This window comes from Streptomyces olivaceus, from assembly GCF_000721235.1.
GTDB lineage: Bacteria > Actinomycetota > Actinomycetes > Streptomycetales > Streptomycetaceae > Streptomyces > Streptomyces olivaceus.
Map to the genome: position 1 here is coordinate 137,367 of NZ_JOFH01000023.1, position 16,255 is coordinate 153,621.

12 protein-coding genes are annotated in these 16,255 nt (G+C 74.0%); 1 reads left to right on the forward strand and 11 read right to left on the reverse strand.

The genetic code is table 11. The annotated features are described in order from the left end of the window. Positions 1-75 precede the first annotated feature (75 nt). The 4 genes from groL to IG94_RS0125080 form a co-directional block, all read right to left on the reverse strand. On the reverse strand, positions 76-1,701 hold the full coding sequence (gene groL / locus IG94_RS0125065; protein WP_031041395.1) for a chaperonin GroEL: 1,626 nt from the start codon (positions 1,699-1,701) through the stop codon (positions 76-78). A gap of 120 nt (positions 1,702-1,821) precedes the next feature. Then, positions 1,822-2,130: a co-chaperone GroES gene (gene groES / locus IG94_RS0125070; protein WP_014178834.1), complete on the reverse strand. Its 309-nt coding sequence runs from the start codon at positions 2,128-2,130 to the stop codon at positions 1,822-1,824. Between the two features lie 379 nt (positions 2,131-2,509). Then, positions 2,510-3,238 (reverse strand): polysaccharide deacetylase family protein, encoded by a 729-nt coding sequence (locus IG94_RS0125075; protein ID WP_031041399.1) that lies wholly within the window; start codon positions 3,236-3,238, stop codon positions 2,510-2,512. After that, entirely contained in the window at positions 3,235-4,209 is a 975-nt protein-coding gene (locus IG94_RS0125080; RefSeq protein WP_031041401.1) for a polysaccharide deacetylase family protein, read from the reverse strand. The genes IG94_RS0125075 and IG94_RS0125080 overlap by 4 nt, the downstream gene beginning before the upstream one ends. A gap of 90 nt (positions 4,210-4,299) precedes the next feature. Here IG94_RS0125080 and IG94_RS0125085 point away from each other — a divergent pair, with 90 nt between their 5' ends. Then, positions 4,300-5,472, forward strand: a complete 1,173-nt coding sequence (locus IG94_RS0125085; RefSeq protein WP_031041405.1) for a class I SAM-dependent methyltransferase — start codon at positions 4,300-4,302, stop codon at positions 5,470-5,472. Here the strand turns inward: IG94_RS0125085 and IG94_RS0125090 are convergent. The 7 genes from IG94_RS0125090 to IG94_RS0125120 form a co-directional block, all read right to left on the reverse strand. Beyond that, positions 5,469-6,725, reverse strand: coding sequence for an RNA polymerase sigma factor (locus IG94_RS0125090; protein WP_031041407.1), 1,257 nt, complete (start codon positions 6,723-6,725; stop codon positions 5,469-5,471). The genes IG94_RS0125085 and IG94_RS0125090 overlap by 4 nt on opposite strands. A 116-nt stretch (positions 6,726-6,841) precedes the next feature. Then, positions 6,842-7,198 (reverse strand): YciI family protein, encoded by a 357-nt coding sequence (locus tag IG94_RS0125095; protein WP_031041412.1) that lies wholly within the window; start codon positions 7,196-7,198, stop codon positions 6,842-6,844. Between the two features lie 109 nt (positions 7,199-7,307). Continuing rightward, entirely contained in the window at positions 7,308-8,345 is a 1,038-nt protein-coding gene (locus IG94_RS0125100) for an LCP family protein (protein WP_031041414.1), read from the reverse strand. A 190-nt stretch (positions 8,346-8,535) separates the two neighbouring features. Then, positions 8,536-9,597 carry a LacI family DNA-binding transcriptional regulator gene (locus IG94_RS0125105; RefSeq protein WP_031041418.1) on the reverse strand — a complete coding sequence of 354 codons (1,062 nt, stop codon included), beginning with the start codon at positions 9,595-9,597 and terminating at the stop codon, positions 8,536-8,538. Positions 9,598-9,703: 106 nt separating this feature from the next. Beyond that, positions 9,704-13,150, reverse strand: coding sequence for an SAV_2336 N-terminal domain-related protein (locus IG94_RS0125110; RefSeq protein WP_157852305.1), 3,447 nt, complete (start codon positions 13,148-13,150; stop codon positions 9,704-9,706). A 2-nt stretch (positions 13,151-13,152) separates the two neighbouring features. Then, on the reverse strand, positions 13,153-14,112 hold the full coding sequence (locus IG94_RS0125115; RefSeq protein ID WP_031041425.1) for an AAA family ATPase: 960 nt from the start codon (positions 14,110-14,112) through the stop codon (positions 13,153-13,155). Beyond that, positions 14,109-16,253, reverse strand: coding sequence for a VMAP-C domain-containing protein (locus IG94_RS0125120; protein ID WP_031041428.1), 2,145 nt, complete (start codon positions 16,251-16,253; stop codon positions 14,109-14,111). The genes IG94_RS0125115 and IG94_RS0125120 overlap by 4 nt, the downstream gene beginning before the upstream one ends. Positions 16,254-16,255: the final 2 nt, after the last annotated feature.

Below are 16,255 nucleotides of genomic sequence, written 5' to 3' on the forward strand. Positions count from 1 at the left end.
CCCGCGACGCACAGTGCCCGGCACCCCCTGAGGGGGTACCGGGCACTGGCGGTTCGGGTCAGTTCGGCGCTGGCCTCAGTGGGCGTGGCCGTGGCCGTGGCCCGCGGCGGCCGGCTCTTCCTCTTCCTGCTTCTCGACGACCAGGGTCTCGGTCGTCAGCAGGAGGGAGGCGATGGAGGCGGCGTTCTCCAGGGCGGAGCGGGTGACCTTGACCGGGTCGATGACGCCGGCCTTGACCAGGTCGCCGTACTCGCCGGTGGCGGCGTTGAAGCCCTGGCCCTTGTCGAGCTCGGCGACCTTGGAGGTGATGACGTAGCCCTCCAGACCGGCGTTCTCGGCGATCCAGCGCAGCGGCTCGACGGCGGCGCGGCGGACGACCGCGACACCGGTGGCCTCGTCGCCGGACTTGCCGAGGTTGCCGTCCAGCACCTTGACGGCGTGGACCAGCGCGGAGCCGCCACCGGAGACGATGCCCTCCTCGACCGCGGCGCGGGTCGCGGAGATGGCGTCCTCCAGACGGTGCTTGCGCTCCTTCAGCTCCACCTCGGTGGCGGCGCCGACCTTGATCACGCACACGCCGCCGGCCAGCTTCGCGAGGCGCTCCTGGAGCTTCTCGCGGTCCCAGTCGGAGTCCGTGGTCTCGATCTCGGCCTTGATCTGGGCGATGCGGCCGTCGACCTCGTCGCGCTGGCCGGCACCGTCGACGAGCGTGGTGTCGTCCTTGGTGACGGTGACGCGGCGGGCGGTGCCGAGCACGTCGAGACCGACCTGGTCGAGCTTGAGGCCGACCTCCTCGGAGATGACCGTGGCGCCGGTGAGGACCGCCATGTCCTGCAGCATCGCCTTGCGGCGGTCGCCGAAGCCGGGGGCCTTGACGGCCACCGCGTTGAAGATGCCGCGGATCTTGTTGAGGACGAGGGTGGAGAGGGCGTCGCCCTCCAGGTCCTCGGCGATGATCAGCAGCGGCTTGGAGGCGTTGGCCTGGATGACCTTCTCCAGCAGCGGCAGCAGGTCCGCGATGGAGGAGATCTTGCCCTGGTGGATCAGGATGTACGGGTCGTCCAGGACGGCTTCCATGCGCTCCTGGTCCGTCACGAAGTACGGCGACAGGTAGCCCTTGTCGAAGGCCATGCCCTCGGTGAAGTCCAGTTCGAGACCGAAGGTGTTGGACTCCTCGACGGTGATGACACCGTCCTTGCCGACCTTGTCCATCGCCTCGGCGATCAGCTCGCCGACCTGCTGGTCCTGGGCGGACAGCGCGGCCACGGCGGCGATGTCGGACTTCTCGTCGATCGGACGGGCCGTGGCGAGAAGGTCCTCCGACACGGCGGCGACGGCCGCGTCGATGCCCTTCTTCAGCAGCGCCGGGGAGGCACCGGCGGCGACGTTCTTCAGCCCCTCGCGCACCAGCGCCTGGGCGAGCACGGTGGCGGTGGTGGTGCCGTCACCCGCGATGTCGTTGGTCTTGGTCGCCACCTCCTTCACCAGCTGGGCGCCGAGGTTCTCGTACGGGTCCTCGACCTCGACCTCACGGGCGATGGTGACGCCGTCGTTGGTGATGGTCGGGGCGCCGAACTTCTTGTCGATGACGACGTTGCGGCCCTTGGGGCCGATGGTCACCTTCACCGTGTCGGCGAGCTTGTTGACGCCGCGCTCGAGGGCGCGACGGGCGTCCTCGTCGAACTTCAGGATCTTCGCCATGGGAGCGTGAGCCCTCTTCCGGAAATCTTGGGGTTATACGGCAACTGCGCCCCGGGCGCCCGGCTTTTTATGGTCGCGGGAGCCAGGGGCGCAGCTGTGAAACAGGGTGCTTCGGGTGAACTACTTCTCGATGATCGCGAGGACGTCGCGGGCCGAGAGGACGAGGTACTCCTCGCCGTTGTACTTCACCTCGGTGCCGCCGTACTTGCTGTAGAGCACGACGTCGCCGACGCTGACGTCGAGCGGAAGACGGTTGCCGTCCTCGAAGCGGCCCGGGCCCACGGCCAGGACGACGCCCTCCTGGGGCTTCTCCTTGGCGGTGTCCGGAATGACCAGGCCCGAAGCCGTGGTCTGCTCGGCGTCGAGCGGCTGGACCACAATGCGGTCCTCGAGCGGCTTGATGGCAACCTTGGAGCTGGCGGTCGTCACGATCCGACCTCCCCCTTCGGAGATCTCACGGGGTTAACTGTCTGAGGTGGCGACCAGGTCGATCCGTCGTCGCGGGTGCCGGACCTGCCCGTCGCTGTGTTGGCACTCTCCAGTGGGGAGTGCCAGACCTGAGACTATGACCGCGATTAGCACTCGGTCAAGCGGAGTGCCAATGCCGGCGGCGCGTCGGGGGGTTTTGGGGTCGACGCCGGTTGGTTCGGCACCCTGCGCGGGTGCGGGCGTCGCCGGGGGCCGCCGCCCCCGGACCCCCGCTTTTCGGCCTGGACGGCCTCGTCCTCAAACGCCGGACGGGCTGGACGATGCCGGCCGGCCTCAAGAGGTCACCGGCCGGTCCGGCGCCCACCGGTCCGTCCGGCGTTCACAGGTAGTCCTCCAGGTTGCCCACCCTCAGTCCCTGCTCCGCGACCGTCTTGAGCAGGCGTTCCGTGCGGGACGTCAGGTCGGTGGCCGTCGGGTGGTCCGGGTCGACGGCGATGACGTCGCCGGGGTGGAGGCGGTGGTCGCCGCGGGTGTAGGTGAGGGCGCCGTCGGCGTTCAGGGCGGCGCGCCACAGGACCAGGGCCGTGATGCCGCAGTCGGCGGCGGCGCGCAGGGTGGTGGTGTCGTACGCGCCGTGCGGCGGGCGGAAGAGGTGGGCGCGGACGCCGAAGCGGGACGTGAGCTTGGTCTGCTGGCCGCAGATCTCGGCGCGCTGCCCTGCGTAGGGCAGGCCGCTCAGGGCGCGGTGGTCGAGGGTGTGGTTCTGCAGGCTCGCGCCGACCGAACGCAGCCGGGCGAAGTCGCCGTACGCCGGGCCGGCCACGGTGTCGGTGAGGAACAGGGTGACCGGGAGCCGCCGTTCCCGGATCAGGCCGGTGAAGGCGGGGTCGCGCTCGGCGCTGTCGTCGTAGGTGAGGAAGACGACCCGGTCGGTGGTGCGGACGTGGTCCACGACGGGCGGCAGGTGCCGGCCCCGGTCGCCGCCCTGGGCGGGTTCCCCGGCCGCCCCCGCGCGTGCGGCGGGGGCGGCGGTCCGGTCGCAGCCGGCCAGCGGGAGCAGAAGGACGGCCAGGGCGGCGGCGGCCGGCCGGAGCCGCCCCCGCCTCACAGGTAGTCCTCCAGGCGGGCCACCGCGTATCCGTCGGCGGTGATCCGGTCCAGGAAGCGGCGGACCATGTCGGTCATCGAGCCGTCCCAGTCCTCGGTGCCCCGGAAGTGCGTGAGGACGATGTCACCGGGGTGCAGGTCCTGGTCCCACTCGCGGTACTCCCAGTGGTCGACGTACACCTCCTCGCTCCAGATCGGCGCGTACTTGATGCCGCAGGACTTGGCGGCGCGCAGGGTGTCGCCGTTGTAGTTGCCGAAGGGCGGCCGGAAGAGGACGGGGCGCTTGCCGTAGTGCTTCTCCATCACGTCCTGCATGCCGCAGATCTCCCGCTTCTGCTCCTTGTAGGAGAGGGCCGGGAGGTAGGGGTGGCTCAGGGTGTGGTTGTTGAGGGTGACGCCGCGGGCCTGCATCTTCTTGAAGTAGCCGTAGTCGTCCTTGATCTCCTCGTCGGTGAGGAAGACGGTGTACGGGATCTTCAGCTCGCTCATCATCTTCAGGAACGCCGGGTCCTTCTCGGCCCCGTCGTCGATGGTGAGGAAGACGACCTTCTCCTTGGTGGGGACCGTGGTGAAGACCGGCGGGAGGCCGTCCGTCTCCTGGCCGTCGACCTCGAAGCCCTCGCGGGCCTTGATCCGCGGTTTCTTCGCGGGGGCCGAGGGGGCTGTCAGCGGCACCTTCTTGAGCTCCCAGCGCTTGGCGGCGGCGACCCGGGCGGCCTGGGCCGCGCGCAGCTCGGCCGCGTAGCCGTCGAGGGCCCGGGCCGGGGGCGCCTGCTGGCCGGAGGCGCCCCGCACCCCGGCGGTGTCGTCCTGCGCGCATCCGGCGGCGAGGGCGGTGACGGCGAGGACGGCGGTGGCGGCCGCCGCGCGTCTGCGGAGCGCTCGGCGACGCGCTCTGCGCGGTGCGGGACGGGAGACCCGGGACACGCCACGCGACGCCCGACTTTTGTCATTTTGTACGACTGTGCGCATGGTGCCGGATCCTTGCAGTCCCCGGCCGCCGGACCCGGCCCGACACCGCGCCGGAGGCACACGGTCCACCGACTGGCCCACAATGACCCGGTGAACGACCTCGACTTCCTCCGCACCCCCGAAGGCCGCGCGCTCCTCGACGAGGTCCGCGACACCGACCCCGCCCAGGAGTTGGCGGTCGCCACCCGGCTGCGGCGCACGCACCCGGCCCCGCTGGTGTCGGCGGCACTCGGGCAGGCGCGGCTGCGGCAGCGGGCGGTGGCGAAGTTCGGGGCCGCGGACGCGGGGCGGATGTTCTTCACGCCGAACGGGGTGGAGCAGTCGACGCGGGCGAGCGTGGCGGCGTACCGGGCCGAGCGCCTCCATGGGCTCGGGGTGCGGTCCGTGGCCGATCTGTGCTGCGGGATCGGCGGCGACGCGATCGCGCTGGCCCGCGCCGGCATCAGGGTCCTCGCCGTCGACCGGGACCCGCTGACCTGCGAGGCGGCCCGTGCCAACGCCGACGCGCTCGGTCTCGCCGACCTGATCGAGGTGCGCGAGGCCGACGTGACGGAGGTCGGCACCGCCCCGTACGACGCCGTGTTCGTCGACCCCGCGCGACGCGGTGGCCGGGGCCGGATCTTCGATCCCGAGGCGTACTCGCCGCCGCTGTCCTGGGCCGTGGCGGCCGCCCGTACGGCCTCTCGTGCCGCCGCGCTGAAGGTCGCGCCCGGCATCCCGCACGAGGCGGTGCCCGCGGACGCCGAGGCCGAGTGGATCTCCGACGGCGGGGACGTGAAGGAGGCCGTGCTGTGGTTCGGCGCGGGTGCCGCACCGGGGGCGGTGCGGGCCACGCTGCTGCCCGGACCCCGCACCCTGCCGGGCACCGGCCTGCCCGACCCCGAGGCGCGTACGCCCGGCCGGTACCTGTACGAGCCGGACGGCGCCGTCGTCCGCGCCCACCTGGTCGCCGAGGTCGCCGCGCAGGTCGGCGGCGGACTGCTCGACGCAACGATCGCGTACGTCACCGCGGACGAACTGCGGCCGACGCCGTACGCCACGGCGTACGAGATCACCGACCGGATGCCGTTCAACGTCAAGAAGCTGAAGGCGCTGCTGCGCGAGCGCGGGGTCGGGACGCTGACCGTGAAGAAGCGGGGCTCGGCCGTCGAGCCGGAGGAGCTGCGGAAGAAGGTCAGGCCGCAGGGGCCGAACGCGGCGACCGTGTTCCTGACCCGGGTCGCGGGGGCGCCGACGATGCTGATCGGGCACCCGGCGCGTTAACCGGTCGCCTCCCGTGCCCGGCGCAGGAGGAGCGCGCGTTCGCGGGCGTTGCGGGTCAGGGAGGCGGCCCGCTCGAACTCCGTGCGGGCCTCGGCCGTGCGGCCCAGGCGGAACAGGAGGTCGCCCCGGACGCTGGGCAACAGGTGGTAGCCGCGCAGGGCCGGTTCGGCGGCGAGGGCGTCGACGAGGGCCAGCGCGGGGGCCGGGCCCTCGGCCATCGAGACGGCGACCGCGCGGTTGAGTTCGACGACCGGGGACGGGGCGCGGGCCGCGAGCAGGCCGTAGAGCACGGCGATGCGCGGCCAGTCGGTCTCCTCGTAGACGGGGGCCGTCGCGTGGCAGGCGGCGATCGCGGCCTGCAGGACGTACGGGCCCGGGGCGGCGGCGCCGGTGGCGGCACCGGCCCGGTCGAGGGCGGTGATGCCGCGGGCGATGAGCAGGCGGTTCCAGCGGTGGCGGTTCTGGTCCCGCAGGAGCACCGGCTCGCCGTCGGGGGCGGTGCGGGCCGCGGTGCGCGAGGACTGGAACTCCAGCAGGGCGGCCAGGCCGTGGACCTCGGGTTCCTTCGGCATCAGGGCGGCCAGGACGCGGGCCAGGCGCAGGGCGTCCTCGCACAGGGCGGGGCGGAGCCAGTCGTCGCCGGCGGTGGCCGCGTACCCCTCGTTGAAGATCAGGTAGATGACCTCCAGGACCGAGCCGAGGCGGGCCTCGCGGTCCGGTCCGTACGGGACCTCGAAGGCGACGTTCTTGCGGGCCAGGGTGCGTTTGGCGCGCACGATGCGCTGCGCGACCGTCGGTTCGGGCACGAGGCGGGCGCGGGCGATCTCGGGCGTGGTCAGGCCGCCGAGCAGGCGGAGGGTGAGGGCGATGCGGGCCTCGGCGGAGAGCACCGGGTGGCAGGCGGTGAAGACCAGCCGCAGCAGGTCGTCGTCGATGTCCTCCGGGTCGGCCGGCTCCTCGGGCGGGGGCGCCGAAGCGGGCAGGTCGCGGCCGATCTCCGCGAGCTTGCGGGCGTAGTTCTCCCGGCGCCGGATCAGGTCGACGGCGCGGCGGCGGGCGGTGGCCATGAGCCAGGCGCCCGGGTTGTCGGGCACACCGTCCCGGGGCCACTGCTCCAAGGCCGCGACCACGGCGTCCTGCGTGAGTTCCTCGGCGATGCCGACGTCCCGGACGAGCCGGGCGACGCCGGCGATCACGCGGGGCGACTCCAGCCGGAAGACGGTTTCGAGGGCTGCGGTGGGCTGCGGCTGCACAGCCCACCATGCAACACCCTCGGGCTGCCGAAGCACAGCGGGACTCGGGCCTCCTGCCTCTCAGTTCCCCGTCCGCACCGGTTCTCGTCCTCCCCGGGCCCCGGGCCTCGTCGTCCTCAGCCCTCCATCAGCTCCCGCACCTCGCAGGTGACCGTCCAGTAGTCCTCGTGCACCTTCAGGAAGCGCTTGGTCCACTCGACCGCCTCGGCCATGTCCTTGGCCTGGAGGAGGGAGTACCCCCCGACGACCTCCTTGGACTCGGTGAAGGGCCCGTCGGTGACGGAGAGCTGCCCGCCCTCGTAGTGGACGCGGGCGCCCTGGGCGGTCGGGGCCAGCCCGGCCGTGTCGAGCAGGACGCCGGCCTTGGTCATCTCCTCCATCAGCTTCTCCATCCGCTGCACCAGCTCGGGGCTGGGGCCGCCGGAGAGCTCGTCGGACTCCTCGATGCGGATCATCGACAGGTAGCGGGGCATGATGGCTCCTCGGGGTGCTCAGTGGCCGGGTCGTTCCCGGCCTCTCACCCCTGCGTCGAACGGGCGGGCCGCGGATCGACACCCGCGGCGGGATCTCCCCGGAAACTTCTCAGCGCAGCGATTCCCACAGGTCACCGGCGTCCGGCTCGTCCGCCACCACCCGGTTGGGGTCGGCGGGCGCGGGCAGCACCGGCATCGTCAGGGTGCGTACGTCGTCCGCCGCGAGGCCCCCGAGGCTGCGGCCGAGGTCCGTCAGCTCGCCCAGCGAGTCCAGGCCGGTGTCGGTGGTGAGGCTTCCGGTGGCCGCGTCGGCGACCTGGTACAGCCGTGCCGGGTCGGTCAGCAGGTCGGTGGTGGAGACCTGCTCGAGGAGCGCCTTGACGAGGGTGTGCTGGAGCTCTATCCGGGCGAGGTCGCTGCCGCCCTGGAGCCCGTAGCGCGTACGGGCCAGTCCGAGGGCCTCGGTGCCGTCGAGGTGGTGGGTCCCGGCGTCCAGGTGCAGGTGGCTCCGGTCGTCGTCGATGTCCACGTCCGTGGTGACCGTGACCCCGCCGAGGGCGTCGACCAGCTTCGCGAAACCGGAGAAGTCGATCTCGACGTAGTGGTCCATGCGGACGCCGGTGAGCGACTCGACGGTCTTCACCGCGCAGACCGGCCCGCCCAGTTCGTAGGCGGTGTTGAACATCGCACCGCTCGCCTGACGGGTCGTACCGCCGGACGGCAGCGGGCAGGACGGGCGGTGGACGAGGGTGTCGCGCGGGATGCTGACGACGGTGGCGGCGGTGCGGCCCGCGTCGAGGTGGACGACCATCGCCGTGTCGGAGCGGGCGCCGCCGCTGTCTCCGCCGCCCAGCTCCTGGTTCTCCTCGCCGCCGCGCGAGTCGGAGCCGAGCACCAGGAGGTTGAGCGCGCCGGTGGGCACCGGGGACGCGGAGGGCGAGGCGGAGGGGGCGGCGGCGGGACGGGCGGGGCGGTCGTCACCGAGCGCGCCGTCGATGTCGACGCTCGTGATGTTGCCGTTGAGGTGCCAGTAGGCCCAGCCCGCCGCCGCGCACCCGAGCAGCAGGGCGCCGGCCAGGGCCAGGCCGGCCGCCCTCAGCCCCCTGGCACGGCCGCTCCGCTCGTCCCGCCCGCCCCGCGCCGCCATGCGTCAGCCCCCGCCCGTGCCGTCCCGTTCGCGTCCCCACCCGGATGCCCCGGCGGAAAGAACGTAAGTCCGATTTGTTGAAACAGAAACAGGCGGATCGGATTTCTGCCCAAATTCTCAGACTGGCGCGCTCGACGGGGCGGACTCGGCGGGGCGGATGCAACAGGCCGGAGGCGGCGGGCGGATCGGATCAGGACGCGCGGCGCTCCCGCGGCGGTGCCGTGCTGCTGCGCACCTCCAGGCTGGTGGCCAGCTCCACCCGGGTCGCCGACGAAGAGCCGTTCTCCCGCCCGAGGTCGAGGACCAGCCGCGCTGCCGCCTCGGCCATCTCCATCAGCGGCTGCCGTACGGTCGTCAGCGGCGGCCCCACCCAGCGGGCCACCGGCAGGTCGTCGAACCCGACCACGCTCAGGTCGTCCGGGATGCGCAGCCCCAGCTCGCGGGCGGCCTCGTACAGCCCGAGCGCCTGCAGGTCGTTGCCGGCGAAGACGGCGGTCGGCCGGTCGGCGCGGCGCAGCAGCTCCAGGCCCTGCCGGTAGCCGGCCTCGTGGTGGAAGTCGCCGGTCAGGACCAGGTCGGGGTCGACGGGCAGACCGGCCGTCTCCAGCGCGGCCCGGTAGCCGTCGACACGGGCGCGGCTGCACATCATGCGGGTGGGTCCGCTGATCGCGCCGATGCGGGTGTGGCCGAGTTCGACCAGGTGCCGGGTGGCGGCGAGACCGCCCTGCCAGTTGGTGGCGCCGATGGACGGCACGTCGACGCCCGGGTCGCCGGCCGGGTCCAGGACGACGAAGGGGATGGAGCGGCTGGTGAGCAGGGCCCGCTGGGACTCGTCGAGGCCGGACAGGACCAGGATCACGCCGTGCGGGCGGCGGGCTGCGACCTGGTCGGCCCAGGTCCGGCCGGGCGTGAGGCGGCCCGCGCTCTCGGAGAGCACGACGCTGAGGCCGGTGTCGCGCGCCACGTTCTCCACGCCCCGGATGACCTCCATCGCCCAGGCGCTCTCCAGCTCGTGGAAGACGAGGTCGATCAGGGGCGAGCGGGTCGACTCGGCCCGCCTGCGCCGGTAGCCGTGGGTCCGCAGCAGGTCCTCCACGCGGGCCCGGGTGGACGGGGCGACGTCGGCGCGTCCGTTGAGCACCTTCGAAACAGTCGGCGCCGACACACCGGCCTCGCGCGCGATCTCGGCGAGGGTCGCGGTCTGCGCGGACCGCTTTCGCGTCCGGGTTTCAGCGGGCTGCGGGGATGTCATGACGGCGATCGTAACCCTGCGGGCCGACGGGGCTGAAGCCCTCGGCCGCCGAGAGCATCTAAACATTCGCTATGGAGATCGAAATATTCGAACCTCGCCGTCGGGGTCAGTCGTCCCGCATCGTCTGTTCGGCCAGCCGCAGGAACGCCTCCGTCGTGGCCGGCCGCAGCCGGCGCAGCTCCCAGTGGGGAGACTGCAGGGCCGGGTCGAAGGGCACGCGCACGACCTGCTCGGGCTCGACGCGCAGCCGCTCGGCGAACGTCTGCGGCAGCTCGCCCCCCATCGGCCCGCGGAGGTCGGTGGCGACGACGAGGGCCCGGCGCGCGAGCTCCTGACGGCCGTCGCCGCGGAGGACGGCGAGGATGCGCACGGCGGCGTCGAGCAGCCACTCCTCGGTGCTGCAGCACAGGATCAGCCGGTCGGTGTGGTCGAGTACGGCGGTGGCCGAACCGTCGAGCCGCAGCGGCGCCCAGTCGGTGAGGACGAACGGGTAGTGGTGCGCCGTTTGCGCCAGGACATGCGCGTACTCCTGCTGGTGGGCCGGGTTGGGGCTGAAGTGCCCCCCGCGATGGGCCACCACTTCGAGGCCGGACGGCAGCCGGGTGGTGCGGGCGCGGATCTCCTCGTAGGCCGGGGTGGGCGACAGGGCCGCCAGGTCCCGTACGACGGCCGGGTTGCGGCGGGTGAGGAAGGCGTCCAGCGAGCCCTCGGAGGCGGATCCGTCGAGGGCCAGGACGGGTTCGCCGCGCGCGGCGGCCAGGAGCGAGCCGAGCACCATCGTGGTCGTGGCCCGTCCGCTGTAGTGGTAGGCGCCGATCAGGGTGAGGCGCCTGCTGTGCGGCACGGGCGCCCGCAGCCGCTCCAGGCGGTTCTGGGCCTCCTTGCGGGCGGCGCCGAAGCGCGGCAGCCGCAGGACGGGGCGCGGGGCACCGGCGTCCGGCGGGGGCGGGGTGAGCGGCACGCGGGCGGCGGGGCCGTCCCCGCCCGCGCGCGGGCGGGCCCCGTCCAGGTGGAGACGGGTGCGGGCCACGTACCGGGCGAGGAGTTCGGCGACCTCGGCCGCGGTGGGCCGCACGGCCGGGTCCGGGTCCACGCAGCGCAGCACGAGGCGCCGCAGCTGCTCCCAGGTGTCGCCCTGCCACAGGTGCATGCCCTCCGGCAGGGCCGGCATGTCCCAGCCCGCCTTGCTGCTGATGACCTGGAGCAGCTCCCCCAGCGCCCGTACGTTGTCCTCGCGGGTGGGGGCGGCGCCCGAGCCCAGGTACGCGCCGTCGACGGCGCAGTCCGACAGGTCGCCGAGGACGACGGTGCGGCGCAGGACGTACACGCTGTCGGCGTCCAGGGTGGCGGGCACGAGGTTGTCGAGGTGGCACAGGGCGACCGCGTTGGCGAGGTAGCAGGACACGAGCAGGCCCTGCAGGATGTCGAAGGGGGCCCTGCCGTCGGTCAGGGCCCGGCCGAAGATCTCCGCGAGCCTCGGCGGCTGCGCGTCGGGCGCCGCCGCGTCCGCGATCGGCGTCATGGCGAGCCAGGGCGGGGAGTCCTGGAGCCCGGTGGCGAGCAGCACCGGCGCGTACTGGCCCTGCAGTCGGCCCAGCGCCTCGGCCTCCACCGCGACGAGCCCGGCGTTGACGGCGGGCAGGTCCGGGCGCGGCACCCGGAGCACGGCCTCCTGGCCCCGGGCGTCGACGCCCCGGTAGACGAGCGTGCGCCGCCCGCGCCGACGGCCGCGCAGCTCGTACCCCCCGATGCGGCGCGGGTCGTCCTCGGTGAGCGGGTCCCAGTCGTCGGTGCCGGCGTCGGCGCCGGCGGTGCTCCGCGTACCGGCACCGGTCGCGGAGGGCGCCCCGCCGAGCGACACCCCGAACCGGGCGAGCAGCCTGCGCTCGACCCGCGTGAACGGCTGCTGGGAGCCGGGCAGCGTGTCGGAGCCGTCGGGATGGAGCAGCCAGGCCGGGAAGTCCGGCGAGTTTCCGGCCAGTTCCTCCAGGCGGCGCCCGATCCGGCGGCCGGTGCGCAGCAGTTCGGCCTGCGGGACCGCGTCCAGCAGTACGGCCTTGGAGGTGTCGGAGAAGTCGAACACCCGGTGTTTGGCGGGCAGCGGGCCCGACACGGGCGCCGGGTGCGGGCGGACCAGGCCGCCGAGGAACACCTCCGCGAGGTGGGAGGTCGTGGCCGGCCAGGGCACCGCCGTCTGCACCAGCCGCATCACGGGCACGGACAGCGGGGCCACCGCCGCGAGGTGGGCGGCCAGGCGGTACGCCTCCGGGGTCGCCGCGTCCCGGAAGTGCTGGGCGCTGCTCAGGTCCCGCGCGGGGGCGACGGCGTCGTACCGGTCGGGGCCGGCCAGCAGCGGCAGTTCCACGGTGGTGCCCGGCGAGGCGAGCAGCCGGGCCCAGACGCCGAGGGAGCCGGCGGTGGGTTCGAGGACGGGGACCGGGATGTCGTCGAAGTGGCTCAGCTCCGGCGGCAGCACCGGGTCGACGACCTTCCAGGAGGTGTTGGCGCCGCCGACCCGCCGGGTGGTGGCCTGCCAGCGTTCGGCCGCTATGCCGGAGGCCCCCCACATGTCCGGCGGCAGCGTGTGCAGGACGGCGGCGGGACCGCGCGCCGCCCGCTCGGCGAGCAGCGCGTGCATCGCGCCGGAGCGCCACGCCGGGCCCATGCCGTCGCTGACGACGAGCAGCAGGGTGCGGCCGGAGGGGTCGTTGACGGTACTCAGCGGCAGTTCGGTGCTGCCGGAGCCGAACGGCCTGGCGTGCAGGCGGGGCCCCGACGCGCTGCGCGTGTCCAGGCCGAGGACGCGGGTGACCGCGAAGGCGCCCAGGCGTTCGAGCAGGGTCCGCAGTTCGGTGCCCAGGCGGTGCCAGAGCAGCATCGACAGGCCGTCGTCGACGAGCAGCACGAGATCGAGCCAGCGTTCGCGCACCGGTCGTTCCACCACGTCGGGCAGATGGGTCTCGGCGAGCTGGGCGGCCGTGCGGTCCTCGTCGATCTCCGTGCGGTGACGGCTGTCGTGGCGGCGGCGCAGCGGTCTGAGCGACCGTCCGAGTGCCAGCTCGCCGCCGAGCGCCTTCTCCTCCGGGACGCGCACCGGCAGGGCCCGCCGGGGCTCGTGGCCGGCGGACGCGAACCGTGGCGAGGGCTCGGGGGCGTGCCGGGCCCCCGCGTGCAGCGTGGTGGGGCTGGTGAGGTCCGGCAGGTCGGGGTCGCCGGGCTCGGACGTCCGCTGCTGCGGAACGGGCCTCTCGGGCGTGTCGGGGCCGTCGGCCGGCGGGGGCTGCTGCGTACGGTCGGGTACCTGGCGGTGCAGGGGCGCCTCGGCCCCCGCGGGCAGCCGCCGCGCGAGCCACAGCACGTCGAGCAGCTGACCGGCGTCCAGATCCACCCGGCACCCGCCGAGCAGCCGCAGCACCTCGCCGAGTCGCTCGCCTCCGCCGGGCCGCCGGCCTCCGGAGGGCGCACCTCCCTCGGCGAACTGCTCGCCCCCGACCGGCCGTTCACCCCCGGCGGGCCGCTCGCCCTCCGTGAACCCCTCTCCCCCGACCGGCACGGTCACATCGCCCCGGTGAGCTGGTGCAGTACGGCGTCCAGCAGCCCCTCCGCGTCCAGGTCGACGCCGCCGGTGCGCAGGAACACCGCGTTGAGCAGCTGGTCGGTGGCGAGTTCACCCAGGGCGCGGCGCCGCAGGAACGCCTCTATCAGGTCGTCCGCCTCCCGCATCGCCTCCTCGCCGAGGTGGGCGGCGACGATGGTGCGCAGCCGGTCCTCGTCGGGCAGCGGCAGGTCGAGCCGCAGGCAGCGGCGGAGGAAGGCGGGCGGGAAGTCGCGCTCGCCGTTGCTGGTGATGACGACGACCGGGAACTCGGCGCACTGCACGAGCCCCTGGTGCACGTGCACGGTGCCCCGGTGGTCGTGGGTCTGCACGTCGACGTCGGCCATGTCCTCGGGCAGCCGGGTCAGTTCGGGGATGTCGAAGAAGCCCTCTTCGAAGACGGTGAGCAGGTCGTTCGGCAGGTCGACGTCGCCCTTGTCCATCTCGTCGATGAGCAGGCAGCGGGGGACGGTCGAGGGCACCAGGGCGGTGCCGAGCGGGCCGAGCCGGACGAAGGTGCCGATGGACGGCTCGCGTTCGCCGCGGTCCCGGCTGAGGGTGGTCTCGCGCAGCCGGCCGATGGCGTCGTACTGGTACAGCGCGTCCTTGACGGTGGAGCGGCTGTTGACGGGCCAGCGCAGCAGCTCGCCCAGGCTCAGTTCGTGGGTGACGGCGCGGGCGAGGGAGGACTTGCCGGTGCCGGCCGGCCCGGTCACCAGCAGCGGACGGCGCAGGTGCAGCGCCGCGTTGACGACGTCGGCGTGCTGCGGGGCGATGACGTAGGGCAGTTCCGGGCGCAGCGACCGCGTGGGGACGAAGCGCCGCCACGGTGGTGCCGAGGGGAGGGCGACGGGCCGGGGCGTGCCGTCGCCGCGGAACAGGCGCCACTCCGCGTTGTCTGCGTCGGCAGCGGATGTCATGTGCTCTCCTGGGGCTCGGTCAGGTGCAGGCGGGGCACGGTGCGGTCGGCGTCCGCCCAGGCGAGTACCGGGCGTCCGGGGTAGTCGGGCGGGCTGGCCTTGGCGCCCGCGCGGTAGTCGCGTACGCCGTCGGGCATCTCGCGGGTGGCCACCTCCGCCAGGTGGCGGACGGTGTGTGCGGCACCGTCGCGGCCCCGGTCCCACACCACTACCGGTATGCCCAGCGCGAGGCAGGTCTGCACGATGCCGTCCCGCGTGCCGGGCGGTACGTCCACACAGACGCGCACGGTGTCGAGTTGGTTGACCAGCCGGGAGTAGATGGTGTCCCGGTCCATGGTCTCGGAGACGACGAAGGTCTTGCCCGAGTCGAGCCGGTTCCAGCGGCTGCGCCAGTGCTTCGTGAAACGGCCGTGTCTGCGCAGGAGTTCGGGGCAGTGCACGACCAGGGGGAACTCGACGCCGAGGACACCGGGCACCAGCGCGTCCGGGTCGCGCGCGGTCCACTCGTCGACGGGGAGGTTGAGGCCGGCCCGGTCCACCAGGACCTCGACGAGGGGCGGGCGTTCGTCCTCGGCGGGCGGGGTGAGGGAGTCGAGCACCCGCAGCACCTCGCGGGCCGCCTCCGCCGCGGAGTACGAGCGCACGCTGTCCGTGGAGACCTGGCGCGGCCCGGCACCCTCGTCGCACCAGATCCGCAGCCGGTGGCGGCCCTGTCCGGCGGGGTTGACCTGGACCAGCACACGGACGCGGGCCGCCCGAGCCCGCAGCGCCCGCATCCACTCCTGGGCGTCGGAGCGGCGTTCGCCGAGCGCGGCGCGTTCGATGCCGAGCCGGGTCGCCACGCCGTCCGCCCACAGCCGCAGCTCGGCCCGTCGGGGACCGCACAGGGCGCCGACGTACTCCATCACCCGCAGCAGCGCCGGGACCCTGCGCTCGCCGCCGGCCGCGTGGCCGTCGCCGGGCAGCGCCTCCAGGTGGTCGAGGAGGGCCTCCGGGGTGTCTCCGCCGGGCATGGCCGCCAGGTGCGGGAGGGCGGCCCGTACCGCCTCGGGGAACCGTGCGAGCACTGCGGGCTCCATCATGCGCAGGTGCTTGCGCAGGGCCGTGTGCTCCTGCGGGGACAGCAGTTTGGGAACGCGGGACAGCCCGCCCGCGGCCAGCACCCGGTCGGCTTCCTGCGGGGCGCTGCGCCGCAGGTTCCCCGCCAGCGCCGCGAGGGCCCTGGGGTGGGTGAGGAGGAACGTCGCGAACTCGTCCGGCGTGGGCGGGGTGACGGCGCTGCCGGACCCGACCCCGCAGGACCGGGCCAGCCGCTGGGCGCCCGCCACGCGGCTGCTCGGCGACGGGAAGATGTCCTCGATCGCCTCCGTCAGCAGCAGGAGGGCGGGGTCGTCCGGGTCGGGCGACGCCGGTGCGGCGCCGTCCAGCAGGCCCAGTGGGCGCAGTTCGTCCTGGACGCGCTGCCAGGGCACGCCCCAGCTGCGCCGCACCAGGTGCTGGGGGCTGTACGGGAGCGGGGCGCCGTTGTCCCGGCGCCGGGGCGGCATGAAGTGGGCCACGACCAGTCCGACCACGGCGTGCTCCGCGCCGCACCACAGCGGGCCACCGCTGTAGCCGGGGCCGACCGCCATGCCGGTGGGGGCGCCGTCCAGGTAGGCCCGGGCGCCGACGGGCTCGTGGACGGTGAGGCGGGCGTAGGTGGCCGCCTCGGCGCTGCCGTGCCAGGCCACCACCTGCTGGCCCGCCGCCATGCCCGTGAGCCGGGGGCCGGCGGGCAGTCCACCGGGCGGGCCGTCGACCCGGAGCACGGCGAGGTCGCCGAGCCATTCGCCGGCTTCCGGCGGCACCGGACCGCCGCCGGGGGCGCGCGGGGCGATCCAGTGGGCGACGCGGGCGAAGAAGCGCCGTGCGCCGCCCGCGTCGTCGGCGATCTCGACGACGACCTCGTCCAGGGCGGGTGTCCGTGCCTCCAGCAGGGGTCTGTCCAGAGCGGCGTTGACCACGTGGGCGCAGGTCAGCACGGTGTCGCCGCCGAGTACGAAGCCGGCGCCGACGGTCCTGCCGTTCTCGGCGCCGCGTACGGTCACGACATGGCGGGCGGGATCGCCGGCACCGTCCCCCGCGGTTCCGAACCATCCCACGC